Source organism: Mycolicibacterium doricum, from assembly GCF_010728155.1.
Taxonomy (GTDB): domain Bacteria; phylum Actinomycetota; class Actinomycetes; order Mycobacteriales; family Mycobacteriaceae; genus Mycobacterium; species Mycobacterium doricum.
The window spans coordinates 1011148-1033493 of the sequence record NZ_AP022605.1; the positions used below are offsets into that span (position 1 = coordinate 1011148).

17 protein-coding genes, 3 pseudogenes and 1 other annotated feature are annotated in these 22346 nt (G+C 62.9%); of the genes and pseudogenes, 9 read left to right on the forward strand and 11 right to left on the reverse strand.

Annotated features, from left to right (window positions below; all coding sequences use genetic code 11):
* Positions 1 to 141: 141 nt before the first annotated feature.
* Positions 142 to 2472, forward strand: a complete 2331-nt coding sequence (locus G6N07_RS05030) for a hypothetical protein (protein WP_085191698.1) — start codon at positions 142 to 144, stop codon at positions 2470 to 2472.
* A gap of 201 nt (positions 2473 to 2673) precedes the next feature.
* On the opposite strand, the gene G6N07_RS20910 is transcribed toward G6N07_RS05030, so the two are convergent.
* On the reverse strand, positions 2674 to 3135 hold the full coding sequence (locus G6N07_RS20910) for an excalibur calcium-binding domain-containing protein (protein WP_372507511.1): 462 nt from the start codon (positions 3133 to 3135) through the stop codon (positions 2674 to 2676).
* A 262-nt stretch (positions 3136 to 3397) separates the two neighbouring features.
* Between G6N07_RS20910 and G6N07_RS05040 the strand changes: the two genes are divergently transcribed.
* The 3 genes from G6N07_RS05040 to G6N07_RS05050 are packed head-to-tail and all read left to right on the forward strand — an operon-like array spanning position 3398 to position 6384.
* Positions 3398 to 4054 carry a hypothetical protein gene (locus G6N07_RS05040; protein WP_085191706.1) on the forward strand — a complete coding sequence of 219 codons (657 nt, stop codon included), beginning with the start codon at positions 3398 to 3400 and terminating at the stop codon, positions 4052 to 4054.
* A gap of 48 nt (positions 4055 to 4102) precedes the next feature.
* Positions 4103 to 5572 (forward strand): DDE-type integrase/transposase/recombinase, encoded by a 1470-nt coding sequence (locus tag G6N07_RS05045; protein ID WP_085191704.1) that lies wholly within the window; start codon positions 4103 to 4105, stop codon positions 5570 to 5572.
* Positions 5569 to 6384 carry an ExeA family protein gene (locus G6N07_RS05050; RefSeq protein WP_085191700.1) on the forward strand — a complete coding sequence of 272 codons (816 nt, stop codon included), beginning with the start codon at positions 5569 to 5571 and terminating at the stop codon, positions 6382 to 6384. Before G6N07_RS05045 ends, G6N07_RS05050 begins: the two co-directional genes overlap by 4 nt.
* 65 nt (positions 6385 to 6449) lie before the next feature.
* Here the strand turns inward: G6N07_RS05050 and G6N07_RS05055 are convergent, their stop codons facing one another.
* From G6N07_RS05055 to G6N07_RS05065, 3 genes are all read right to left on the reverse strand, one after another.
* Positions 6450 to 6779 carry a hypothetical protein gene (locus G6N07_RS05055; RefSeq protein WP_133055549.1) on the reverse strand — a complete coding sequence of 110 codons (330 nt, stop codon included), beginning with the start codon at positions 6777 to 6779 and terminating at the stop codon, positions 6450 to 6452.
* A 181-nt stretch (positions 6780 to 6960) separates the two neighbouring features.
* Positions 6961 to 7830, reverse strand: coding sequence for an ETEC_3214 domain-containing protein (locus tag G6N07_RS05060; RefSeq protein WP_133055550.1), 870 nt, complete (start codon positions 7828 to 7830; stop codon positions 6961 to 6963).
* A gap of 30 nt (positions 7831 to 7860) precedes the next feature.
* Positions 7861 to 8511, reverse strand: a complete 651-nt coding sequence (locus tag G6N07_RS05065; protein ID WP_085191702.1) for a hypothetical protein — start codon at positions 8509 to 8511, stop codon at positions 7861 to 7863.
* Here G6N07_RS05065 and G6N07_RS05070 point away from each other — a divergent pair.
* The 3 genes and pseudogenes from G6N07_RS05070 to G6N07_RS20665 all read left to right on the forward strand — a co-directional run.
* Positions 8511 to 9035, forward strand: a pseudogene (locus tag G6N07_RS05070) (IS3 family transposase); the annotation flags it as partial. The gene G6N07_RS05065 and the pseudogene G6N07_RS05070 sit on opposite strands and share 1 nt — an antisense overlap.
* Before the next feature lie 365 nt (positions 9036 to 9400).
* Entirely contained in the window at positions 9401 to 10141 is a 741-nt protein-coding gene (locus G6N07_RS20660) for a helix-turn-helix domain-containing protein (protein ID WP_263858023.1), read from the forward strand.
* Entirely contained in the window at positions 10080 to 10622 is a 543-nt protein-coding gene (locus G6N07_RS20665; RefSeq protein WP_263858024.1) for a transposase, read from the forward strand. Before G6N07_RS20660 ends, G6N07_RS20665 begins: the two co-directional genes overlap by 62 nt.
* 1005 nt (positions 10623 to 11627) lie before the next feature.
* Here the strand turns inward: G6N07_RS20665 and G6N07_RS05080 are convergent.
* The 3 genes from G6N07_RS05080 to G6N07_RS05090 all read right to left on the reverse strand — a co-directional run bounded on the left by G6N07_RS05080 (position 11628) and on the right by G6N07_RS05090 (position 16240).
* Positions 11628 to 12817 (reverse strand): IS3 family transposase gene (locus G6N07_RS05080; protein WP_163784090.1). Its coding sequence is split into 2 segments (ribosomal slippage): positions 11628 to 12562 and positions 12562 to 12817, totalling 1191 coding nucleotides; the frame shifts between segments, so codons are not numbered across the junction.
* 945 nt (positions 12818 to 13762) lie between these two features.
* On the reverse strand, positions 13763 to 14653 hold the full coding sequence (locus tag G6N07_RS05085) for an Imm52 family immunity protein (protein ID WP_133055586.1): 891 nt from the start codon (positions 14651 to 14653) through the stop codon (positions 13763 to 13765).
* A gap of 9 nt (positions 14654 to 14662) precedes the next feature.
* On the reverse strand, positions 14663 to 16240 hold the full coding sequence (locus G6N07_RS05090) for an Rv0964c family protein (protein WP_085192939.1): 1578 nt from the start codon (positions 16238 to 16240) through the stop codon (positions 14663 to 14665).
* Positions 16241 to 16790: 550 nt separating this feature from the next.
* Here G6N07_RS05090 and G6N07_RS05095 point away from each other — a divergent pair.
* Both G6N07_RS05095 and G6N07_RS05100 read left to right on the forward strand, forming a co-directional pair.
* The gene (locus G6N07_RS05095) at positions 16791 to 17288 is read left to right on the forward strand and encodes a hypothetical protein (RefSeq protein WP_133055585.1); all 498 of its coding nucleotides are present in this window, start codon (positions 16791 to 16793) and stop codon (positions 17286 to 17288) included.
* 336 nt (positions 17289 to 17624) lie between these two features.
* A pseudogene (locus tag G6N07_RS05100) lies at positions 17625 to 17852 on the forward strand (IS3 family transposase); the annotation flags it as partial.
* A gap of 102 nt (positions 17853 to 17954) precedes the next feature.
* Here G6N07_RS05100 and G6N07_RS05105 read toward each other — a convergent pair.
* The 4 genes and pseudogenes from G6N07_RS05105 to G6N07_RS05120 all read right to left on the reverse strand — a co-directional run bounded on the left by G6N07_RS05105 (position 17955) and on the right by G6N07_RS05120 (position 22042).
* Positions 17955 to 18551 carry a DUF7255 family protein gene (locus G6N07_RS05105; RefSeq protein ID WP_085192936.1) on the reverse strand — a complete coding sequence of 199 codons (597 nt, stop codon included), beginning with the start codon at positions 18549 to 18551 and terminating at the stop codon, positions 17955 to 17957.
* Positions 18552 to 18567: 16 nt separating this feature from the next.
* Positions 18568 to 19050, reverse strand: a complete 483-nt coding sequence (locus G6N07_RS05110) for a hypothetical protein (RefSeq protein WP_165756789.1) — start codon at positions 19048 to 19050, stop codon at positions 18568 to 18570.
* A gap of 227 nt (positions 19051 to 19277) precedes the next feature.
* The gene (locus tag G6N07_RS05115; RefSeq protein WP_163784094.1) at positions 19278 to 20522 is read right to left on the reverse strand and encodes an alpha/beta hydrolase; all 1245 of its coding nucleotides are present in this window, start codon (positions 20520 to 20522) and stop codon (positions 19278 to 19280) included.
* A gap of 251 nt (positions 20523 to 20773) precedes the next feature.
* Positions 20774 to 22042: pseudogene (locus G6N07_RS05120) on the reverse strand (IS3 family transposase).
* Positions 21611 to 21742, reverse strand: a sequence feature (AL1L pseudoknot). Its footprint overlaps the pseudogene before it by 132 nt.
* Positions 22043 to 22346: the final 304 nt, after the last annotated feature.

Sequence of the window (22346 nt, forward strand, 5' to 3'; positions counted from 1 at the left end):
AGAGAAAATGAGTGGCGGCTAACCCCTGGCACATGTGACCATCGAGGGATGACCTCTAGGACAAAACGCCGTGAAACACGGCGCCGTAGACGAGCAAAGGCAGAGGCGACAAGCCCGGGCATCGACCGCCACGGTGCAGTAATGATGACTGTGATAGCGGAGTCCGCGGCCTTGCTGCAGCAGGCACCTGGTGGCGAAGCCACCCTCCCGTGGCTGGAACAGCAACTGGCAGACACCATCGACTCGCTATCTGCTGGGCTCAGCCGGTACACCACATTCGCTGTTTGCGAGGTGTCCCGGCTTAACTTGTTGCCGTGGACCTTCATGCAGGGCGTCAATTTCATGGACACGGATGGTGGTCCCGCGCGGCTCGAATTGCTGACCTTGCTCGCCGCTGCGACCTCGCAGAGGCACAACGGTGATGCGCTACCAATATGGAAACAGTTCGCTGAGTGGAAGACGGCGGCGGACAAGATAATTCAGCTGTCGGCGATGATCAACCTCTACCGCGCAATCGAAGACGGCGCGCTTGATCCCATGGCTAAGATCCAGGCCAGCACCCGCGCGAGCGAAGTGTTGCTTCGCGAATCATCGTATGGGGACATGGTAAAGGCGACACTGACGGATCTGTTTGATCCGCCCCAAATTAAATCTGCTCTGGTAGATCTTCTGTCCTTCGACCTCGGCGGTGCAATTAGTGTGCTGGAGGCGTGCGACGAGATTCAGACCGACAAGCTCAATGAGCGACTTGCTGCGATGAGAGCTGCGCTCGATCAGGGCATGGCGAACGAAGAGAATCTGACTGACGCTGACAAAGAAGAAATAGGAAACAGGGTGAACATCACCTGGGACCCGTCAGACGACGACGTGTCCGCGAGTGTTGCTGAGATAGCGGAACGACTCCGAATTCCTGAAAGTACGGTTGCCGCGGTACTTGCCCAGTTCGTTCTACCGAGCGATCTTGGGTCGCCTGAAGAAGTAGTTTCGAGCTTTACTACCGGCGACAACGCTCTGCGGACAAACCCCGTCATCTCTGACGGGAACGGCCGCTTCTTGCTGGTTCATCCCTCTTTGGTCCTCCCCGCGATCCGCGAGAATCTAGAGCAGCGCCTGAAGCAGTCGCCGTTCTGGAACGAATACCAAGCACACCGCGGCAAATACCTCGAATATGAGACGTCCAAATGCCTTAGTCAAGTGCTACCGGGTGCGGACGTTCGTTCAGGCTTCGAATACTTCATCCCGGCTGACGAGACCGAGGCCGCGGGCGATCCGGCTGGCTACACAAAGTTGGTCGAGGGTGACCTCCTCTATCTGCTGGATGATGTCGCGGTCGTCGCTGAGGAAAAGGCGGTAGCGCTCGCTCCTAGTGCACGAGCTGGCAACACTCGACGCCTGCGCAATGACTTGGTTCGCATCGTGACAAGAGCGGCGGAGCAGGCTGGCCGGCTGAAAGAACGAATGGAGAAGGACAGGGGATTTCGTCTCCGAGACGGCACCTGGGTAAACACCGAGAACGTTCGTGAAATCCACACCATGGCAGTGAGTCTGGAAGATCTGTCTGGAGTGAGCACCGCGACGGCTGACATGCTTCGAGCGGGTCTGTTAGACGCCGAGAGTATTCCATGGACGGTCTCGTTAAATGATCTGAGGCTCATAGTCGAGCTGGTGGACCCATCCGCAGTCGCAGTATTTCTGCTGTACTTGCGGCGCCGTCGGCACCCAGAGGCCACGGTAGTGTTCGCTGCGGTGGACGAGCTTGACTTCTTCCTCAATTTTTTCGAAAATGGTTTGTACGTTCAGCCGGATCCCGAGCTCATGAGAGCCGAACTGCCATATATGACCGGAACGCAGACTGGCTACCGGAGGCGAAGGGATGGGCAAGCTCGCCAATTCATCACCAGCAGAACGGATCCGCTCGACGCTTGGCACGCCTATACATCTGGCTATTCGGATGTACCCGCTAGAAAGCCCGAGATTAGGAATTCGCCGACGATCCCGCTGCTTCGGGAGTTGCAGACCCGTAGGGACTTCGGTTGGTGCAGTATCGGCGCTACTTTGTTGTCGGGATCTACCCGGACGCAGCAGGAGTGGATGAACACTCCGAAGGATCTGATCAAGCGAGCCAGGTTCGACGGTCATGGGCACTCCGTAACACGGCCCTACGGATCGAACCGCGCGGATGCGTGGGTTCAGGTGTGGGCCGTCGAAGACTCGTCGACGCCCGAATTTGGGGCGGCGATCGCCAATCTGAAGGACTACATCCGAGCGAAGAAGTATCAACTACGTTTTCCGCGCGCGATGGCGCTACTTTTCGACTCGCAATCGGGGCAGCTGCACACCGCCCTCTACGATGGGACTCCCTTAGTTGCAGACGAATACTTGGATGGTTTGGTCGCAAAACTATTCCCGGCTGATAAATGGCAGAAATCGCTTCCAAAGCTTCCTAATACACGGCGTGGCAAACGGCGATAGGTGTGGGGAATACCCGGCCGGCATCCTCGGTTAGCGTCGCACTGCCGAGAAGCGTTTGCGGTAACGGCAAGCTGCGGGATACGGCCACGTCGCCCATGCGGTATTTATTGGCACGCGGCTTCGAAACTGACGCGGCGTGGGGGCGGCGCACGGTTCAGGGGCAAGGGCATCGGTCGCGGGCAGGATTGGCATGGCATCGAGTCAGACGGGAATCTTCACCGGCAATCGCCGGTATCCCGTCTCGCACGCAACTCCGTCGTCACCGTCGCGGTCGAGCTTCCTGGAGTAGCCGGGTTGTCCGGCAAATAAGCGGCAAGGCGCTAGCGGCACGCGCGCGGTTCCCAACTGCTGTCGGCGTGTGCCGCCGGTGCCACACCAAATTGGAGTCCGGCGATCACGGCAGCAATACCGAAAGCTGCGAAAAGTGCAGACCTGACCATGTATCCCCCCGACGTCTGGCAGCCGAACGCGCGAATGCGACCGGGCCGCGGTCAAGATCACTGGGCAATCACCAGACGCGAGCTGACAGGCAAGCGGACGTTCTTGCCCGCCGGTGATGAGCAGCTTGGAGGTCGAGAGCAGACTGCCCCGTGTGGTCGAGTGCCGCCAGGACCTCGCGTACCACTGTGCGCGGCCCACCATCGACGCCGAGGCGAGTCGCATCCCACCAGGCCACTCCGACGCCTTGATCGCTCGGCCGGGGCGAGGCCGTGGGCGTCGTGACCGTTGTTGACCGTCTCTGGGGGTGACGACCACGGGGTGTTGTGCCGTCGTTGATCGTGCCGATGTGGTGGCCGGCGTTGGGGTGGGTTTGATCTTGGTGGTCTGCACCGTCAGTGTGTCGATGAACTGATGGGTGCACGGCGCCGCCGCTGATTTCTTGGCCGAACCTTCGGCGACGCCGTGCGTAGTGCGAAAGGCACTGATGGTCACGGTAGAGGTCGATTCCGAGCGCGTCGAGTCCCGGTTGGCTGCTGGGGAGGTGTCGTGCCCGTCATGCCCGGACGGGGTGTTGGTGCGGTGGGGTTTCGCCCGTTCTCGCCAGGTGGTTGGGTCGGCCGCGCCGGTGCGGCCGCGGCGGTCTCGGTGCCGCACGTGTTTGGTGACCCATGTGTTGCTGCCGGTGACGTTGCTGCTGCGCAGGGCCTATGTCGCGGAGCTGATCTGGGCGGCGGTGGTGGCGAAGGCGGCCGGTGGGGGGCACCGCCGGATCGGGGCGCGGTTGGGGATTCCCGGATCGACGGTCCGCGGCTGGCTGCGAGTGATCACCGGGCGCGCGCAGGTGGTGCGGCACTGGTTCCTCTCGGTCGCGGTCGCTGCGGGGGTAGACGTGTCGATACCGAGGTCGACCGGGTCGGGGTGCGGGGACGTTGTCGCCGCGGTCGGCGCTGCGCGGGCCGCGGTCGGGGCGCGTTTCGGTGAGCGGTCGGTGATCGGTGCGGTGACGTCGGCGCGGGTGGCTGCTGCGTGCAGCGGTGGCCGGCTGCTGTCACCGGGTTGGCCGCCGGCACCGAAACCGGTCGGTGCAACACCAGTTGACCCTGACATCAGCGGTGTGGATGGGTCATCGTCGCGAGGATGACTGCCCGGCAAACGGTTGGGTGGCATCACCGAGACAGGAGTGGGTGTCATCAGTACCGAGGACGAGAAGCGCCGCCAGAGAAGTCACGCCGTGGGGTTGTTCCGCTACCAGTTGATCTGCCCGGCATTGGACAAGGATTTGTCGACGAAGGCTCGTGGCCGGCTGGTCCGTGAGATCGCCGCCCGTGAGCACACCGACCCGTTCGGGACGTCGGTGCGCTACTCGCGCGACACCTTGGACCGCTGGATCCGCCGCTACCGCGCTGGCGGGTTCGTCGAGTTGATCCCCTCATCGCGATCGTCGGCGCCGCGCACCGACGGCGCCACGTTGGAGTTGGCGGCCTCGCTCAAGCGGGAGAATCCGGCGCGGACCGCCGCGCAGGTGGGGCGCATCCTGCGGGCGGCCACGGGGTGGTCACCGTCTGAGTCGACGCTGCTGCGGCTGTTTCACCGCCTCGAGTTGATCGGCCCGGCCGCCGGGGACGTCCCGGCGGTGTTCGGCCGGTTCGAGGCCGAGAACCCCAATGATCGGTGGACCGGGGATGCGTTGCATGGCCCGAAGATTGGTGGCCGCAAGACCTATCTGTTCGCTTTCTTGGACGATCATTCCCGGCTGGTCTGCGGCTATCGGTTCGGCTTCAGCGAGGACACCGTCCGGTTGGGCGTCGCTCTGGAACCGGCGTTGGCCGCTCGTGGAGTTTCGGCCAGTGTCTACGTCGACAACGGGTCGGCGTTCGTTGATGCCTGGTTGTTGCGGGCGTGCGCGAAACTGGGGATCCGGCTGGTGCATTCCACCCCGCACCGTCCCCAAGGCCGCGGGAAGATCGAACGGTTCTTCCGGACCGTGCGTGAGCAGTTCCTCGTGGAGGTCGTCGACACGACTGCCGACGAGCTGGCCGCCGCCGGCACTGATCACCGCACCGCGCTGTGGGAACTCAACCGGTTGCTGACCGCGTGGATCGAAACCGAGTACCACCGCCGGATTCACACCGAGACCGGGCAAGCCCCGCTGGACCGCTGGGATGCGGGGTGGCAGCGGCTGGGGCGGACTCCGGCGATGCCGACCTCCGATGATCTGACCGAGGCGTTCCTGTGGTCGGAGTACCGCATGGTCACCAAGACCGCGACAGTGTCATTGCATGGCAACACCTTCCAAGTCGACGCGGCGCTGGTAGGCCGCAAGGTCGAGTTGGTGTTCTCACCGTTCGACATGGAGACCGTGGAAGTTCGATACCGGAACATGAGTCATGGGAAGGCGTTGCCGCACAACATCACCCGCCACGTTCATCCGAAGGCCCGACCCGAGACGCCCGATCCGGCGGTGGTGCCCGCGACGGGGATCGACTACCTCGAGCTGACCGAGCGAACCCATCATCAGCAGGTCCGCGCCGACCGGCGGATCGGTTACGACGCCCTCTTCGGCGATGGCCAAGACCCAAGCGGCGACGAGGGTCAGATTCACGGGGAACTCAGCCTCCACGACGTAGACGACATCGAGCGGAACGGAACAACTGCATGAGCATCGAACGCCTGCAATCACATTACGGTTTCACCCGTATGCCCTTCGGGCGGGGCTTGGCCCCCGCGATGCTGCACCGTCATCCCGGACACGCCGAGGCGGTCGCCCGCATCACCTGGTGCGTGGATCAACACGCCATCGGGGTCATCACCGGGGAGGTCGGCGCGGGCAAGACCGTCGCGATCCGCGCGGCGACCTCGGCGCTGGACCCCGCGCGGCACGTGATCATCTACCTGCCCAATCCCTCGGTCGGGGTGCGCGGCATGTTGCATCACGTCGTGACCGCGTTGGGCCGGGTGCCGAACTTCTACACCGCGACGTTGGCGCCGCAAGCCGCCGAGGCACTGGCTGCCGAGCACGCCGAACGGGGTCGCACCCCGGTCGTGGTGATCGACGAAGCCCACCTGCTCGACAACGCGCAGATGGAGGCGATCCGGATGCTGACCAATCACGACATGGACTCCGGGTCGCCGTTCGCCGCCCTGCTGGTCGGGCAACCGACCTTGCGGCATCGCCTTCACCTAGGCGTGCTCGCCGCACTAGATCAGCGCATCGCGGTCCGCTACGCGATAGCCGGCATGCAACCAGCCGACACCGCTGACTACATCGCCCATCACGCCAAGATCGCCGGGCGAACCGATCCATTGTTCTCCGATGATGCGATCACGCTGATCCACAACGCCGCCCGAGGATATCCACGCGCGGTGAACAACCTCGCAGTGCACGCGTTGACCGCGGCGTTCGCCGCGAAGTCCTCGATCGTCGACGAGAAATCCGCCCGCATCGCCGTCACTGAAACGGGCCACGACTGAATCACTGATCATGCGACGTCACTACACCGACGACGCCGTCACCGCACCGACGAAGACCCTGTCCGCTACACGGGCAGGGTCTTTGTTTCATCAGAACCATCCGCACCGACCATGACGGCAACGTCTGCATCCTCAGTGACGGTCAACAGACCGTCCGAGACCACAACTTGGCTTGTGCGCTGAATGCCGGAACCCCGCAATTTGGTCCTAAATTGCGGGTTATGTCCAGACACATTTTGCCATCGAATATTCAGCGATAATGATCGAGAATCGGCCAGATTCTGCCAAGAATCGCTCGGTCTCGCCTCGGTTTGTCGGATCTGGAAAGCCTGTGTGCCGCTGGGAGATAACCGGATCAGCGCGCGTACTCCGAGAACGGCCAAAAACGAATCCATTGGTCGCGGGTTCGAGCCCCGCCCGCCCCGCAAACTAAATAGCGAGGTAGAGAGGTTTTCGCGGTTGCTGACTGGTGAACCAACCGCCCAAAACGGCCGAGATACACGCAAGTGTTACGCAATCAAAGGACGCAATCAACGGCACAAACCGCCCACAGCAAACCCGGAATCAATGGTGAGGTCAGAAGCGCCAAATCCAGCGCCACACCTTTTTCGCAGCCAACTTGATCCGATACCGCCGATAGCCGAGTCTTTGACGAAAGTTCATTGTTGTCGGTGGCTTAACTGTTCTTGCGAAACGAACATCCGCTTCATCGACAGCTAGAGGGTATTGTCCTCCTTCACTTGAAATTGCCTCGGATGACACCACAGTGAGCGTATTGGCAGTTATACTCGATGCCTCTACGCATTGATCTTCCGGTGTGTCAGCCGAATTAACGATATCGCAATACGTCATAGGGAATCCAATTCCACCCGCGCCAGCCTGGTTGTAAGACAGGTGGTAGTAAAGAGTTACGCCGCTGTACCGAAAACTGTAGCTCTGGGTATAGCCCGTTCTCGCTGGAACGGCAGACCATAGATGTTCCCGTTCAAAACCCATTTCGGGGCGCGGTGGAAATTTGTCCTTGCCGAGCTTGATATTAAAGATGTCAAACGTCAGCCGCTTGGTGTTGTAATGCATCTTGCGGTTGGTGATGGTGATTGCGTATGAATAGACGGCGTGGTCGCGTATTTCGACGAGGACCCATGCGCCGGGCAATTGGTAGGTGCGCCGTTCATGACCTGATTTATGGTCAACGAACTGTGCGACGCCAAATACGGACTCAACGAAAGGCACAGAGCTTCCGCAGGCTAACTTATCTAGTAGCTTCGCTTGAGCACGGCGGCGGCCTAGCCGTGCGGCTAGCGGATTCAGGCCGAATTTGATCGCAGCCCAAACGATGCCCGCAATGACGGTGACAGCCGCTAGCGCGCTGAAGATGTTGTCTAATCGCGACCACTCCAACGCCAGAAACCAATTCCAGCCATCGCTCAACCAGTCTAAAGTCATGAAACTACCACCAGCACCGGCGAAGCCAGCCTAATCTTCTTCCATGAGTTCGCCATCTTTATTGATCCGAATTGTTTTGCGCGAGTTGTTTTCTGGGTCTTTGATTGTGATCGAGATTGCGCTGGGCCTTTTGCGTTTGTCTGCAAAGTAACGCCGGATGGCCTCAATGGCGATGCCTATGCCGATGTTGATCCCTTCGTCACCGGCTTTGGTCGCGACATACATGAAGATGTCCAACGCCAAGTCCGGGATTCCTGAGCCACCCAAAGGCACGTATGCAGGAATCACGGGATAATCAGAGTCTGCCTGTATGTACGCTGCTAGATCGGCAAGCACGTCCATTTCGTCCGGGGTTTGGTTCACTAAGACGAAACTGACGTCAGTGTGCCGCTCTGGTGCAAGACGCTCAGGTGGGATTGATTTCAGCTCATCGATAATGTGGCTTCGCACGATCTTATTGACTTCAAGAAGCGCTGACACCGATTTCTGGTCGTAAGCTAGCTGTTCTGCGTTGGTCAACTGCCCGCCCTCCGGTTGTGTGATTGTTCCGCCCCGCTGGATGCTAGGCAGGTTCTCCGACACATGGAACCGTTCGACTACCTTGCGCGTCTGACCATCCACCGCTGGCTCAAGATCGCTGACCGAGAGGATGCCCGCGTCCAGCCCCTCGTCACTAGCCAATGCAACGTCAATTCAGCGCAGCCGGCCCCAACCAGGTCTGGTAGGCCGACATCAACGAGCACCGCACCGATGAAGGCAAGCTCTACCTCTGTGCCATCAAAGATGTTCACTCCAACCGGATCGTGGGGTACTCGATCGACTCCCAGATGAAGTCCTCACTCGCGGTGGCCGCCCTAGATCACGCTGTCGCGTTGCGATCGCCGGAGGCAACGGTTGTCCACTCCGACTGGGGCAGCCAGTTCAGGTCTCGGAACTTTGTCTATGCGCTGTCGCACAACGGGTTACACGGAGCACTGGGCCGCGTCGGAGCGTGCGGCGACAATGCCGCCATGGAGTCGTTCTTCGCCCTTCTACAACGCAACGTCCTCGACCGGAAACGGTGGTCCACCCGAGCCGAGCTGCGCCTAGCGATCGTGTCTTGGATCGAGCGGACCTACCACCGACGCCGTCGGCATTGCGCACTCGGCAGGCTCACCCCGAAAGAGTTCGAACTGCTCCACACACCAGTCGCAACCGCGGCCTGAAATTCACACCCCGCGGGTCAACTGAACTCGGGGCAGTCCCATTGCCGTTTATCCACCCCAAATGAGTCGGAGTCGACCGGATTGGGCGCCTCCTTTCCGTATCAGTTGAGCGTCGGAAGGCATTGTGCCGCAGCACTTATCGAGGCTCTTCGATTTTAATGGGGCAGTTGTGATTTCGCTCTCGTAGGGCGTGTCGCTGCGTGGGGAGGCCCTTGGCCTTCGGAAGTCTGAAAGTTGCGAAGCATTCAGGCTGACGAAGGGAACCAAGGGCCGTGTCCGACGGTACGACATTGTTGTTTGGGCTGCCAGGAGTGAGGGTTGAGCGTGTCGAGCGCTGGGCCGACGGGACACGGGTAGTACACGCGGTGACCGCGAGCGAGTCGGCGGCGGCGTGCCCGTCGTGTGGGGTGTTGTCCACCTCGGTGAAGGCCCGAGTCGCCACCGCGCCGAAGGATATCCCGTACGGTGAGGAACGAATCATGCTGCAGTGGAACAAGACCCGCTGGCGTTGCCGGGAGGACTACTGCGAACGTGGATCCTTTACCGAGTCCATCGCGCAGGTGCCGGCGCGGGCTCGCACGACCCTGCGGTTGCGCACTCAGGTCGGCGCGGCGATTGGGGATGCGGCCCGTTCTGTGGCCGAGGTCGCAGACAGCCACGGCGTGTCGTGGCCGACCGCGCACCGCGCGTTCGTCGCACACGCCGAGTCGCTGCTGGTTGAGCCACAGCCAGCCGCGGTGCTGGGCATCGATGAGACCCGTCGCGGAAAGCCCAGGTGGGAACGCTGCGCCGCGACGCAGCGGTGGACGCGGGTGGACCCGTGGGACACCGGGTTCGTCGACCTGGCCGGCGATCAGGGCCTGCTCGGTCAGCGAGAAGGCCGCAGCAGCGCCACCGTGATCGACTGGCTGCGCGAACGCAGCGAGGAGTTCCGGGCCGGGGTGCAGTTCGTGGCCATCGACCCGGCCGCGGTCTACGCGACGGCGATCCCGCACCCCGGACCTGCTGCCGAACGCGACGATCGTGGTCGATCACTTCCATCTGGTGAAGCTCGGCAACGACGCGGTCACCAAGGTGCGCCGCCGCGTAACCTGGGACCTCCGTGATCGTCGCGGCCGTAAACTCGATCCCGAATGGGCGAACCGCCGACGGCTGCTGCGCGCACGGGAATGTCTGTCAGACAAGAGTTTCGCGAAGATGTGGAATGCGATCGTCGCCGAGGACGACAGCGCACAGATCCTCTCAGCGTGGATCGCCAAGGAAGAGCTGCGCACCGTGCTGTCCACCGTGCGGGTCGGCGGCGACCCGCATCTGACGCGGCACCGCCTGCACCGGTTCCTGTCCTGGTGCATCGATTCGCAAATCCCGGAACTGCTGACCCTGGCCGCCACCGTGGACACCTGGTGGCCCGAGATCAACGCCTTCATCCAAACCGGCATCACCAACGCCGGCACCGAGGGATACAACCGGCTCGTCAAGCAGGTCAAGCGCGTCGGCTGCGGCTTCCGGAATCGAGACAACTCGGCCCGCCGGATACGATTCCACTGCACCCGCAAACAGCGGGCCGCAACCCAGACATCATGCTGATTGCCCGCTCAAAATCGAAGAGCCCTTATCGAGCACAAAGCGGTGGCATCGAGATAGGCCAGTTTCAAATCCATTGGTCGCGGGTTCGCGCGGTGAACCTCTGCCGTACTAGCGCTGTGGTCGCTCAGAAGCCGAGCGACCACAGCGCAAATTTCCGTTCATCGAGGTTCGCCAAACCGGTGAGGAAGTTCCGAGCCTCCGCTCGCACGGCCATCGGCGCTCGATGACGGCGCATCTTCACCCATCATGACCTAACCGGAACTCACCGGTCACTAGCCATGGTTCTGGTGGGGTACTCGTCAGCTTTCTCAGGCGCTGTCTGGTGAGACCCGGTCGGCGCCGACGTCTCAGCCTGTCCGCCGACGTCACGCTCTGCTTGCCCCTGCCTGTCTGTCGCCCGCGACGACTTATTTGCTGGCTCGACCGCGCTCCAGCAAACCCGATTTGGGAACGGATTTGGGAACAAAACTCTGCGAAACCCCCCGAAATCGGTGCAACGGGGCGCCACGGGCCGAACCGCATACCCCCTCTGACCTGCGCAAATGAGACTTAGCGGCACTCCAGAAATCCCCGGAAGCCAGCTCATAACCCAGAGGTCGCAGGTTCGAATCCTGTCCCCGCTACTAGGTAGAACGGCCCTCGGAGCCTCTCCGGGGGCCGTTTTCATGCGGTTTGTGAACGCATTTGTGAACATTAGCCACACTAAACAAACGCGAGAGCGCGCGCACTCATCCGGGGGCCGTCCGCGCCGGTCTGTGGCTTCGCTCGCAACTACGAGCATGAGCTGATCGCGAGTGGTTTGCTCGGCCTCGGTGAGCGGGTTGGGTGTCGCTGTCGCCGGCGGCACAGATGCTCCACGGCGAGCGCATCGAGGTACTTCCGCAGGCGCGACGACGAGAGCAATTAACGAAACGAAACGACGAAACGAAACGAAACGAAATGACGAAACGAAACGAAACGCCATGGCGGCAGGAGTGAGGTTGACCCCTGATAGTGGACACGGGGTCAGGCGGCTTGTGCCGTCTGATTGTGGCGGTCCTCGAACTCGACTGGGCTGATCATGCCGATCTTCGAGTGCCGTCGTCGGCGGTTGTAGACCCGTTCGATCCAGTCGCCGACCGCCAGCCTAGCAGCAGCCTTGGTCGGCCAGGTGTAGCGGTTGTAGAACTCTGATTTCATTGTGCTCCAGAAAGATTCGGCCTGAGCGTTATCCCAACACACCCCGGTCCGGCCGACCGATTGGGCGATGTCGTGAGCGCGGGCGAACCGGGCGAGCTGCCCGGAGGTGTACTGGGTGCCGCGATCGGCATGGAAGATGACCTGCCCTGGTAAGTGCCCGCGCATGGTGACCGCCATTGACAGCGCGGACTCCACCAGATCGGTGCGCAGGTGATCCTCCACCGCCCAGCCCAGAACCCGCCGCGAGCACCCGTCGCGGACCGCGCACAGATACAGCCAGCCCTCGCCGGTGGCCAGGTAGGTGATGTCCGACGTCCAGACCTTGTCGAGCTCACCGCGGTCGAATCGGCGATCCACCAGGTCCTTGGGGGGTCGATGCGCGTCCAGGTCGACGACCGTGGTGACCGGGGTGAACTGCCGCGGGCTGATCCCGGCGATCTGCTGGCGGCGCATCGAGGCCGCCACCGTCTTGCGTGAGATCACTTCTCCGTCGTCGCGCAGATCGGCCAGGATCCGCGGTGAGCCGTACACCTGATCGGAGGCGTCGTGGAACCCCTTGACCTTCGCGTCGATGACCTCACGGCGCTGCTGGGCCGGCGAGGGCCCCGCCACCTGCGCCGCGCGCCACTTGTAGAAGCCCGACCGCGACACCTCCAACAGTGCAGTCATGCGGATCACCGTGAACTCGGCCTTCTCCGCCTCGATCAGCCGGTACATCTCTACCGGTTCTGTTCGGAGGCGAAGAAGGCCGCGGCTTTTTTCAAAAACGCCCTGTCCAAACGTAATTCAGCATTCTCCTTGCGCAAGCGGTGCAGCTCTGCGCGTTCATCGTCATCGAGCACCTCGGGATTATCGGCTGCCGAGCGCGCTTTGGCCGCCGCGACCCACCGGCCGAGCAATTGTTCTCCAACGCCGATCTCCGCGGCGACGTGCGCGATCGGGCGTCCGGTATCGACGACCAGACGCACGGCCTGCTCGCGATACTCCGGGGTGTACTTCTTGCGGTTTCCCGACACGGGAACATCCTCCCCGCAGGACCAGCAGTCCCGCGATCAGATGTCCACCTCCAGGGGTCAACCCCAGGCGGGGCTTACCGAGCCGTGGCGGGCGGTGTCGCACCGCTGAGTTGGGCGGGCCGTGGCAGCGACCGAGCGGGGGTTTAGCCGCGCTGCAGGAGCGTCGCCTCGCGCGGCGGTGCACCGTGGTGGCGTCGAACCACACCGGCACCGCGCACACGCCGGCTGTGCGGGCACAGCAGACGCGGTGCTGGCCAATCGTTTCGCGCTGGCCGTGACCGTTGGTGTTAGATGCGCAGCGAGTCGCTGTAGCTCAGCAGTGCCAGCGCCAACCGGCGGTCCGCCGCGGTGAGGGTGGCGAACGGCTCGTGGTCGCGCGGCGTGGGAGATGGCGGCAGTGTCGGCGCTGGCCGGGAAAGGCGCCAGGAAGGCGATGACGGCGGGCAGCACCGCAGTCCAGTCTCCGGCGTGGACGTCGCATGCCTAGTAGCGCTCGGCGTCTGCGGCTTCGTTGCGGACGCCACTATCGGGTGTCAGGGTCAGCTCTCGCAAATCGGTGAGCAGCGTGAGTACTTCACTCACGGGCACTTCGCACTCCGCCGCAAGCTCGCGGGCAGTAATCATCGCGACCTCCCATCAGCCGCAGCAAGTCTAGAACGCCATACCGACCCCCAGTGGATGTCCGGCAAGCGGGTGGTCGGACGCGACGGCGGGCAGATAGATACGCGAACAAGCGGTTCCGGCTCGGAGTGCGTCGAGGATTTCGACACCGGCCAGCAGCGATAACTCCCTCCGGGCGGCGGGACTCGGTGCAGCAGGCCCAAATCGCCTGAGCTCGTAGCGCTCGACTTCATGACTGAAAGCACCCATGCACGAAAAGCGACTTCGCAATTGGCAATTAGTGGTGACGAAGGTGGGCGCAGGACATCTGAAAAGACACCCGGACTAGTTGGCTCTTCGCGGCTGCTGCGTGGTGCCTCGTTCGTCTGCCGCGGGCGGAGACGCCGGCTGAATAGTCGCCTGTGTCGCAGCGCCCTCTTTGGTTGCGGATGGTCGACCTGCCGCGTGGGGAACGGTGGGGAGATATTGTATGGCCTGATCAAGGCGGTGGAGGACCGGCCGCAACGCGAGTACGTCGTGTAGGTCCGGGTCTGCAGGGTTATTTCCTGTTGTGATCAGGACGCCGGATTCCGCGGGTTCGACGGTAGTCGATGGCGGTAGCGCGTTGAGGTGATCCACCTGGGCGGCGCTGACGTTCTTTGTATAGTTTGCCCATCCTGCGGGGCGCCCGTTTAGCTGGCCGAGGATTACGCGTCCGTCGTCCGTTTGCCGGTTGGGTTCACGTTGCCGGTCGACGAGCCCGTTGTTGGTGAAGACGGCCCAATCTGGTTCGAAGTGCTTGATGATCGTCTTCACGAGTTGCTTAGCTGTTGCCGGTTCGTAGAGCGTCTTGTGCTCCCGAGAGTCTGGCAGGTTGAGCACAACCCAATTTGAGATGTTTGGTGCCTCCGCCCCACAGCCGATACTGAGCGTGGCGGCGGCGCGTGATGGCGCCGCGTTCCACCAAGAAACTGTGGAACCAAGTTCGCCGATGACTTGCTGATTGTCGTCGCGGCGGTTGACTCCTGCGAGGAGTCTTTCCACCAGATCGTCGTAGTTTGTGGTGACCACTGAAGCCGACTCTGCTTGGCGCTTGGTCTTGCCTTTGTTGCGCCACTCAGTAAGCAGCGCGTCAATGTCAGCGAGCGCTTTAAGAAAGCCAGAGAGCCGCCTGGCGCACGACTCGATACCTTCGGGACGTGGTCCCCAGTACCCTCCGACGTAGGACTTCGACATTGGCCTTCCTTATTTCGGTGCCACGATGAGGATTTCGATGCCCGAGAGGTTGTTCTCGGCGAGCATTCGGCTGACGACTGCGGCGCTATCGGCTTCGGCGAAAACCCACTGGATCGGCGTTCCTGGCGCCGCCGCTAGTTGGCGTTGGGCGTGGCTGATGAGTGCCTGTTCTCCAGATAACCATGGTTTCCACGCGCCGTCGTCTATGAACTGTGAGTAATAGCCTTTGGTATCGGTGAGGATACCGTTGGCGAAGCCATCGAACTTGACGCCGTTGACCAGGTAGCCCTCTGTGATGGGGTGCCCGGTGACCTGTACCTGGTAGGCCGCAGCACGCGCGGACATCGACTCGGTGACCGGTGTCCATGTCCCTGGACCCATGGCGGCCAAGTTGTCGAGTGCTGAGGAAGCTCGTCCCGCAGCCAGCTCGGCAGCACGAGGAAGGACGGTTTCGCCGCTGACGGCAGCGAGCGCGTCGGCACCTTCTCGGCCGAATAAGGCACGCAGCCCCAGCCAGGCTCCCTCGCCGCCTTTGACGAGCGGTCCGGCGCCGACCGCCGTGGTGACGGCGGTGAGCAGGGGTTCGTTGGTCGCGGTGGCTTGCCCCGGGTCGAGGAAGCGGGTGGCGATCAGCTTGCCGTCTTTGTAGGTGTAGTAGGCCGACGTGCCCTGGTCGAAGATCTCTCCGGTGCCGTTCTTCAGCGTGCCGAGCACCTGCTGGGTGGTGCCGGCCGCCCCGTAGGGGAACAGCACGTTGCCGTTCGGCCCAACGGCGATCGAGTTCGGGTGGATGCCGGAGTAGTCCGGGATTTTGCCAAGGTCGTCGAGGGCCTGCGCCAGATCTTGCTTCAGCTGCGGCAGCTGCGCCAATGCCGCCTCAGCCTCAGGACTGCCGGGACCATAGGTGTAGGCCGCGCTGGCCGCCTTGTCCACCTCGGCTTGGGCAGCCCGTACCCGCGCCATGGCGTCGACGAGAGCCTGGTTATTCGCACGGTTGAGGTCAGTGAGGACTGACCGGCCGTCCTGCCCGACCTGCACGTCCTCGCCGACGCCTTCGGGTTGACTGTCGGGGAATGACCCTGCCGAGGCGGGGATGGGCGCTTGGCCGGTTGCCATGTTGATAGCGCTGGCCAAGTCGTCGTCGACCAGAGCGGCGTCGGCGAGGATGGCATCAAGGCGGGCCTGGAGTTCGGCCATCTCGGCGATAGCGATCAGCATGGGTGCTTTGGGCACTGGCCCTGGAATCACCCGACTCGTCGCCGGATCAATTTGGTAGCCGCCGTCGCTGGCATCTGATTCCAGTTGCGACAGCGCCGATTTGATCCGCTCCATGCCGTCCGCGGCATCCGACGCTGCATGGGCGACAGCCAGCGCCTCGTTCCCGGCGGCATCTAGATCGACCCGGAGCCGGTCGTTGGCATCCTGGGCCGCGGTGGCGGCGTCGCCGCCCCAGTTCTCGAACGCGGGTAGCTGGGTGATGCCGTCGGCAGCCTCGTAGGCAGCTTCAGCCCGGCTGCGCGTGGCATGGAACACCTCGCGGACATCGCCGGGATCCCAGCGATGAATATCGGCGACCGACACCGTCATGATGTGGGTCCCGCTACAAGACGTTGGCGTCCGTGGCGACGGCCGAAGTCCCCGCCTCACCGACCGCTTTGATCGCCGCAGCGTTCGACGAGTCGGTCGTCGTGAACTCCCCGGCGGTGCTTGCCATGGCAGCGCCGTGTGCCGATAGCCGGCCGAACAGCACCTCGGTGTCAATCTGCCACTTGGCAACGGCACCACTGAGGGCAACAGCAGCTCCGCCGGGGACACCGGGTTGAGAGGCCTCGATACGTCCGGCGCTTGAGGATGGCGCAGTTGCAGCTCGTCGGCGCACCCAGCGATCCTCCGAGCCGAAAGCAGCAGATCTTCCGGAATGAGCCGTATCTCTTCCGCGGGCACGCGACTTTCCCTTCGTCGGGCGATCGTCACCTCGCCTCTACGCTAGCGCCCGCTCGAGGCTGCATGTGCACTCATTTGCGCCGCATCTACCGCGGTTTCTACCTGATGCGGCGACGGCGCCACCAAGTCCGAGTCATCCCGACCGCAGGGAATTCAAGACCCAGATAGGTTGAAGATCATGGGAGGTACCCACGTGCTGAAGTACAACGGTGGCACATTCTCCGTTGAGATTGGCCCTCGGAGAGAGATCAGCACCTTCCGACGGCCGCTGAGTTGCATGAACGGTCAACAACCGTGGGCCCTAACTCTGATGCCCCTGCCTGAAGGCGCGGACTACGACGAACTGCTCGCATTGAGCTGGCAGACGGACAAGTTCTTGCAGGCCGGTGGCAGCGCCGATGCTATGACCCTTGAGATCCGCCGCCCCGGCGGTCAGGAGGTCGGGGTCGAGTCGATATGGGGCGTCGTTGGGCACCAACACGACACCAAGATGAGACGTGACGTGGCAATCAATGTCCCGAGCAGGCCGCAAATGATAACTGAGGCAGAGGTTTTCGCGGCCGACGAAGCTGCCCATCTTTTTTATGCGTACTACACGACCGGCAACATTCCGCGCGAATACGCCGTCCGGCCGATCGGCGGTTGGACAGCCAACGGCGAGTGGGTCGACTTGGGGCAGGCAACCAACTGAGCCCCGGCACTGCAAGCGCCCGCTGACAGTGGCACTCTGAGCGGCCAGAGCCGATGACGCACGGAGAGACCGGAGCGAAGGGGCCACGGAATTCGGATGCCGCTTCTCGACACAGCCGAGTAACAGCGCGCGACGCAATTAAGACGCTGTCGAAGATTGCCCGGCCACTTGTTCGCCTTGGTCGGTAAGCGCGAACCAGATGCTGAACGGCCAGGCCGCGTCATCGTCGTGGCGGACGATGTGGAGGTCGCGGATTCGGGCGATGGACTCTTCGATCGTCAACTTCCTCCACGGTCTCGGGGAATGTCAGTACTCCGGAAGAAGTACGACCGGGAGGCCGAAACGACGATAGGGCTGTACAAGACCGAAGCAATCCGCGACGACTCACCGTTCCGGCGAGGCGCACTACACCGACTGGCCGACGTCGAACTGCTCACCGCCGAGTGGGTGCACTGGTACAACTCCGACCGGCTCATGCACCGACTGGACCGCATCCCACCCGTCGAATACGAGGCCATCCACTACGCTACAAAGACAGCCCAAACCGGGGCTGCACACCAGTAACCAGGTGTGCATCAAACCCGGGGCGATTCAATTGTCCCAGTTCAGAAGGCCTTTTCGCTATTCACACGCCGGCAAAATCACCGGCCCATCCACGGATTCAGGCTAAGGGACACCGCCTGCAAGTGCGGCCATGGGCGCATGTCGGTAGCGGCGATACGCATCAACAGGATCACGGTCGGCAGCGTCGATCCGGATCAGCGGAGGTCTCCCCATCGCCGGTGTTGCTAGATCGCGGAGCGCGTCGTAGTAGGCACGCTGCCGTTGCCTGCCGCCGACACCGAACCCGCGGGCTTCCTTGGAGCGGAAGTAGTTATCGGACTTTCGCTGCCACGTCCGGCACAGCTGCTTGTACTCATCGATGTCGAATCCGAGCGGTACACCAGGCGGGTACATCTTGAGTGTCAGCTGCCGAAATGACGTAAAGTGTTGCGATTCATCGATTTCGATCAAGGTTCCCGTCGCCGCGTGGAGGAAGTCACCGCGGAGCGGCGTCAGTTTGGCTGTGGCGAGCGTCTTGAGATCGCCGCCAAGGGCGAGATAAATGCGCTCCAACGCCGCGATGGTGCTCGGCATGAGTTGGCCGCCAGGTAAGCCGAGGTGGCCACGTCGGTTGAGCCAGTCGACCGATTGCCCAGTAAGGACAATGCCGTCCAGCGCCGCCGCCGAAGCGAATCCGCGCTGCGTATCTCCGACGGGCACGACGACAGTGTCTCAGTTATGCCGGCTGCTGAATGACCGCGGGTCGTCGCACGTCATCGCTGCGGAGAGTGCCGGGAAAGCACGGCGATGAACCGATAAGCGAGGGCGGCTGGGTTGGGTCGGGTCGCGCCTGAATCTGGAGTACGTAGCCGTCCGGGGCGTAGCCGAACCGATTCGGTTTGCTGAAGCCGTCACGCTCCATCACTTGCCAGCCCCATTGCCTCCAGATGTCACCGGTCTGGGCGATGATGCCATTGACGTCGGCACCGGGAGGAAGCCGCATGTCACGCCAGTCTTCGACGTGCACCGGCGCATCCGGTCCGCTGGGGTTGTCTTCGCAGTACGTCGTCCCGTCGCCGACGATGTAGCGCGTTCCGTCAAGGCTGGTGCCCTTTGGGAGCGCATCGACGGTCTGCTGCAAGTAGCGCACCACCGTGTCTTGCGCTTCCTGTTGGCTCGCGGGGATTTTCGGTGAGGCGGGAACTGGTGTCTGCTCCATGGGCCCTCCTGGGATGGCAGTGGCGCCCGTCGGGACGGACGGTCCGAGTGATTCAGCGGGCTCTGTCGGCGATGACGACGTGCACGCGGCGACAAGCCCGGCAAGCAGCATCGCGGCGCAGACGTGCAGCAGTGTTTGTCGACTCATGGCGTAAACGTCGGTGGGGTCACGTCGGTCCTTCCAGCGATGATGCGGCCCATGTTATCCAGCGCCGGATTGCCGGCGCTTTAATAGCTGCTGTGGGCGTCGACGGTGGGTAAGCCCAGCGGACCGGCAGCCCCGGGTGCCGCCTCAAACGGGATGCCGCCGAACTGGCGCGCCATAGGGTCAGGGCCGAGAGTGGCGTACGTGGCGATGCCGATGACGTCGTTTTCAGCTCGGGACGCAAAAAGATTCGCGCCGGGAGCAAGACTCAAATCGCTCGCATTCTCGGCGAGGATTCCTGGGCTGCCCACGGCGACAAGGTTATTGGCGTCGAGGTGGTTGCCCTCCAGCCCTGCGGCCCCCATCAGGGTGGAGCCGTAGCTATGACCGATCACCGTGTTGACTGACGGGCCAGCCGCAGCGCCGTCGTCATGCGATGCCCGCATTCCGGCCTGGAATGCCGCCAGATCGTCGCCTCCACCATGGGCATAGTCCGGCGAGGCCGCCTCCCACAGATTCATCGGCCGGTCGTAACCCATCCAGGTCGTCACCGAAACGTCTTCGACCCGAAGATTTGGGTCCGCCCGCAGTGCGGCCTGCAGCATCTGCTCGGACTTATCGGCGCTGCCCTCGAAGCGGGTGAGATCCTGACCGGTGCCCGGTACAAACGTGGCATTGCGCTTGGCGGTATCAGGATTGTTGATCGACACCGCGGCATGGCCCTGGTCATCGATAGTGGCGAGGTAGCGCGGCAACCCATCGGGCGATGCAAGCGCCTTGTCGATCTCTTCATAACCGTGGCGCGTGTGGTTTGCCGCGTCCCACTCGGCTTTCCAGCTCTGCCACTCCTCTGAGGGAGCCCCGCTCTCGCCGCTGGCCCAGTCCGGATGCTCGGCGCGCAGACGGTCAAGCTCGGCTTGGTTCGCCACCTGCAACTCGTCGAGGTACATCCGGTTGTAACGGTTTTTGTCAACGAACGGCATGCCGGGATGGTTCCCGATCGAATGGTCCCGCTCGTACAGCCAGTCCTTCTCCTCCTGGTCCAGCTTCTCCCACAGATCGTTGAACTGCTGTGGGTCCTCGGGCATCGGCCGCGACAGCGCATCCTGGAGTGCTGGATCATTGGTATGCGGCGTGTCGGGTATGGGCTCGGCGCCGGTCGCCATGCTGATCGCCCGGGCCAGCTCTTGGTCGGCGCGCACCGCGTCCGCCAGGATGGCATCGAGGCGCGGCTGCAGCTGCATCCGCTTGAGCATGACTTCCATCGGGTCAGCGCCTGTCGCGCCCGGCCCCGGCTCGATGGTGTTGCTTACCGGATCGACCACCATGCCAAGGCCTTCCGCCTCGGCGCGCAGCTGCGCCAGTCCGACTTGACCTGCTCGACGTCGTCGGCGGCTCGGCCCGCCGCCTGGGCAACCGCCAAAGCCTTTGCCCGTGCGCGTCGAGGTCCTTGCGCACCCCGTCGACTGCCTCTTTCGCTGCCGCCGACGCATCGCCGCCCCAGGTGCCGAACGCAGGCAACTCAGCAATGCCGTCGGCCGCCTCGAATGAATCGCCCTGGTTCTGGTGGAGGCTCGGGCTATTGGATTTCGACCAGGGGTTGGTCGGTCCGTTTCGTAGCGTAGAAAGTGGCTTCGAACTCTGTGGGCAGTTGGTCGTTGAGGTAGCCGTGGAGGCGGCTGGTGTTGTGCCAGTGCACCCATCCGAGGGTGGCCAGCTCGACGTCCTCGACGGTCTTCCAGGGCCCGGTGCGGGCGGGCCCGTAGATCAGCTCGGACTTGTAGTAGCCGTTCACCGTCTCGGCGAGGGCGTTATCGTAGCTGTCCCCGACCGATCCGATGGAGGGTACCGCGCCGATCTCGGCGAGGCGCTCACCGTAGCGGACCGAGGTGAATCCGCCTTGTGACCCGGCATCGGAGTGACATCGCAAGTGAGGAAATGTGATTCCACGCGACCAGCGGGCCATCTCGATCGCGTCGAGCACCATCGTGGTCCGCATGTTCGACGCGACCCGCCATCCCACGATCATCCGGCTGAACACGTCGGTGATGAAGCAGACGTAAGCCACCCCGGCCCGGGTCGGCACGAACGTCAGGTCGGTCACCCACAACTGATTCGGTGCGGTCGCGGTGAAGTCCCTCTTGACCAGATCGGGATGCCGCGCCGCGGCGGGGTCGGGTTTGGTGGTGCGGACCCGTTTACAGCGGCGGACTCCTTCGATGCCGGCGGCCCGCATCAGCCGGGCGACCTGATCGCGGCCCACATCGTGACCGGCCCGGCGTGCCGTTTTCCACAGCTTGTGCGCCCCGTAGACGCAGTAGTTGTCCCTCCACAACCCGACCAGGGCCGGACCCAGCACGGCGTCACGGCAGGCCCGCTGCGACGGACCGCGGGTCTTGGCCGCGTAGTAGGTGCTCGGGGCCACCGACACCCCTGCTGATCGCAGGACGGTGCAGATGGGCTCGACCCCGAACTCGGCGCGGTTGTCGTCGATGAAGTCGACTATTTCTTGTGTTGGCGGTCGAGCTCCGCCCCGAAGAAACTCGCCGCCCGCTTGAGTATCTCGTTGGCGCGCTCGAGTTCTCGGTTCTCCTGCTCAAGTTCTTTGAGCCGCTGCGATTCAGCAGTCGTCACCCAGGGAGACAGGCCCTCGTCGATGTCAGCCTGGCGCAACCCACATGCGCACCGACTCCACGCCGTAGCCGAGCTGGCGGGCCACCCGTTGCACGGTTCCCTGCGTGGTGCCCAACTCCGCGCGCAGCGCCCGCACCATCCGCACCGCGGCGGCCTTCTCCTCCGAGCTGTATCTACGTGTCGTCGGGTTTCCTGGGGACTGTTCCTTCGGCATACCTGCATCCTCGTTTCCAAGGTCAGGAGCCTCCAGCATTTCCAGGGCGATTCACATAGCGTTCGCTGGCCGCGATGGTTCGTCGTTTCCTGCCTCGAGATGGAACCAGTCATCCGTGGTCGCGCGGCGTCCCACTATCTCTTTGTGGGCGCTATCTCTACGCATCAAGTGTTGCAGTTGCGACCCACACGCCGCTGTCTGTACGAGCCAAGAGCAACTGATGCACGGCGGCTAGAGTCAGAGCCACTATCCTTAGGTCGGCGCCGGTGCCCATTCGCCCCGAAGACATGGGCCTCTAGCCCCG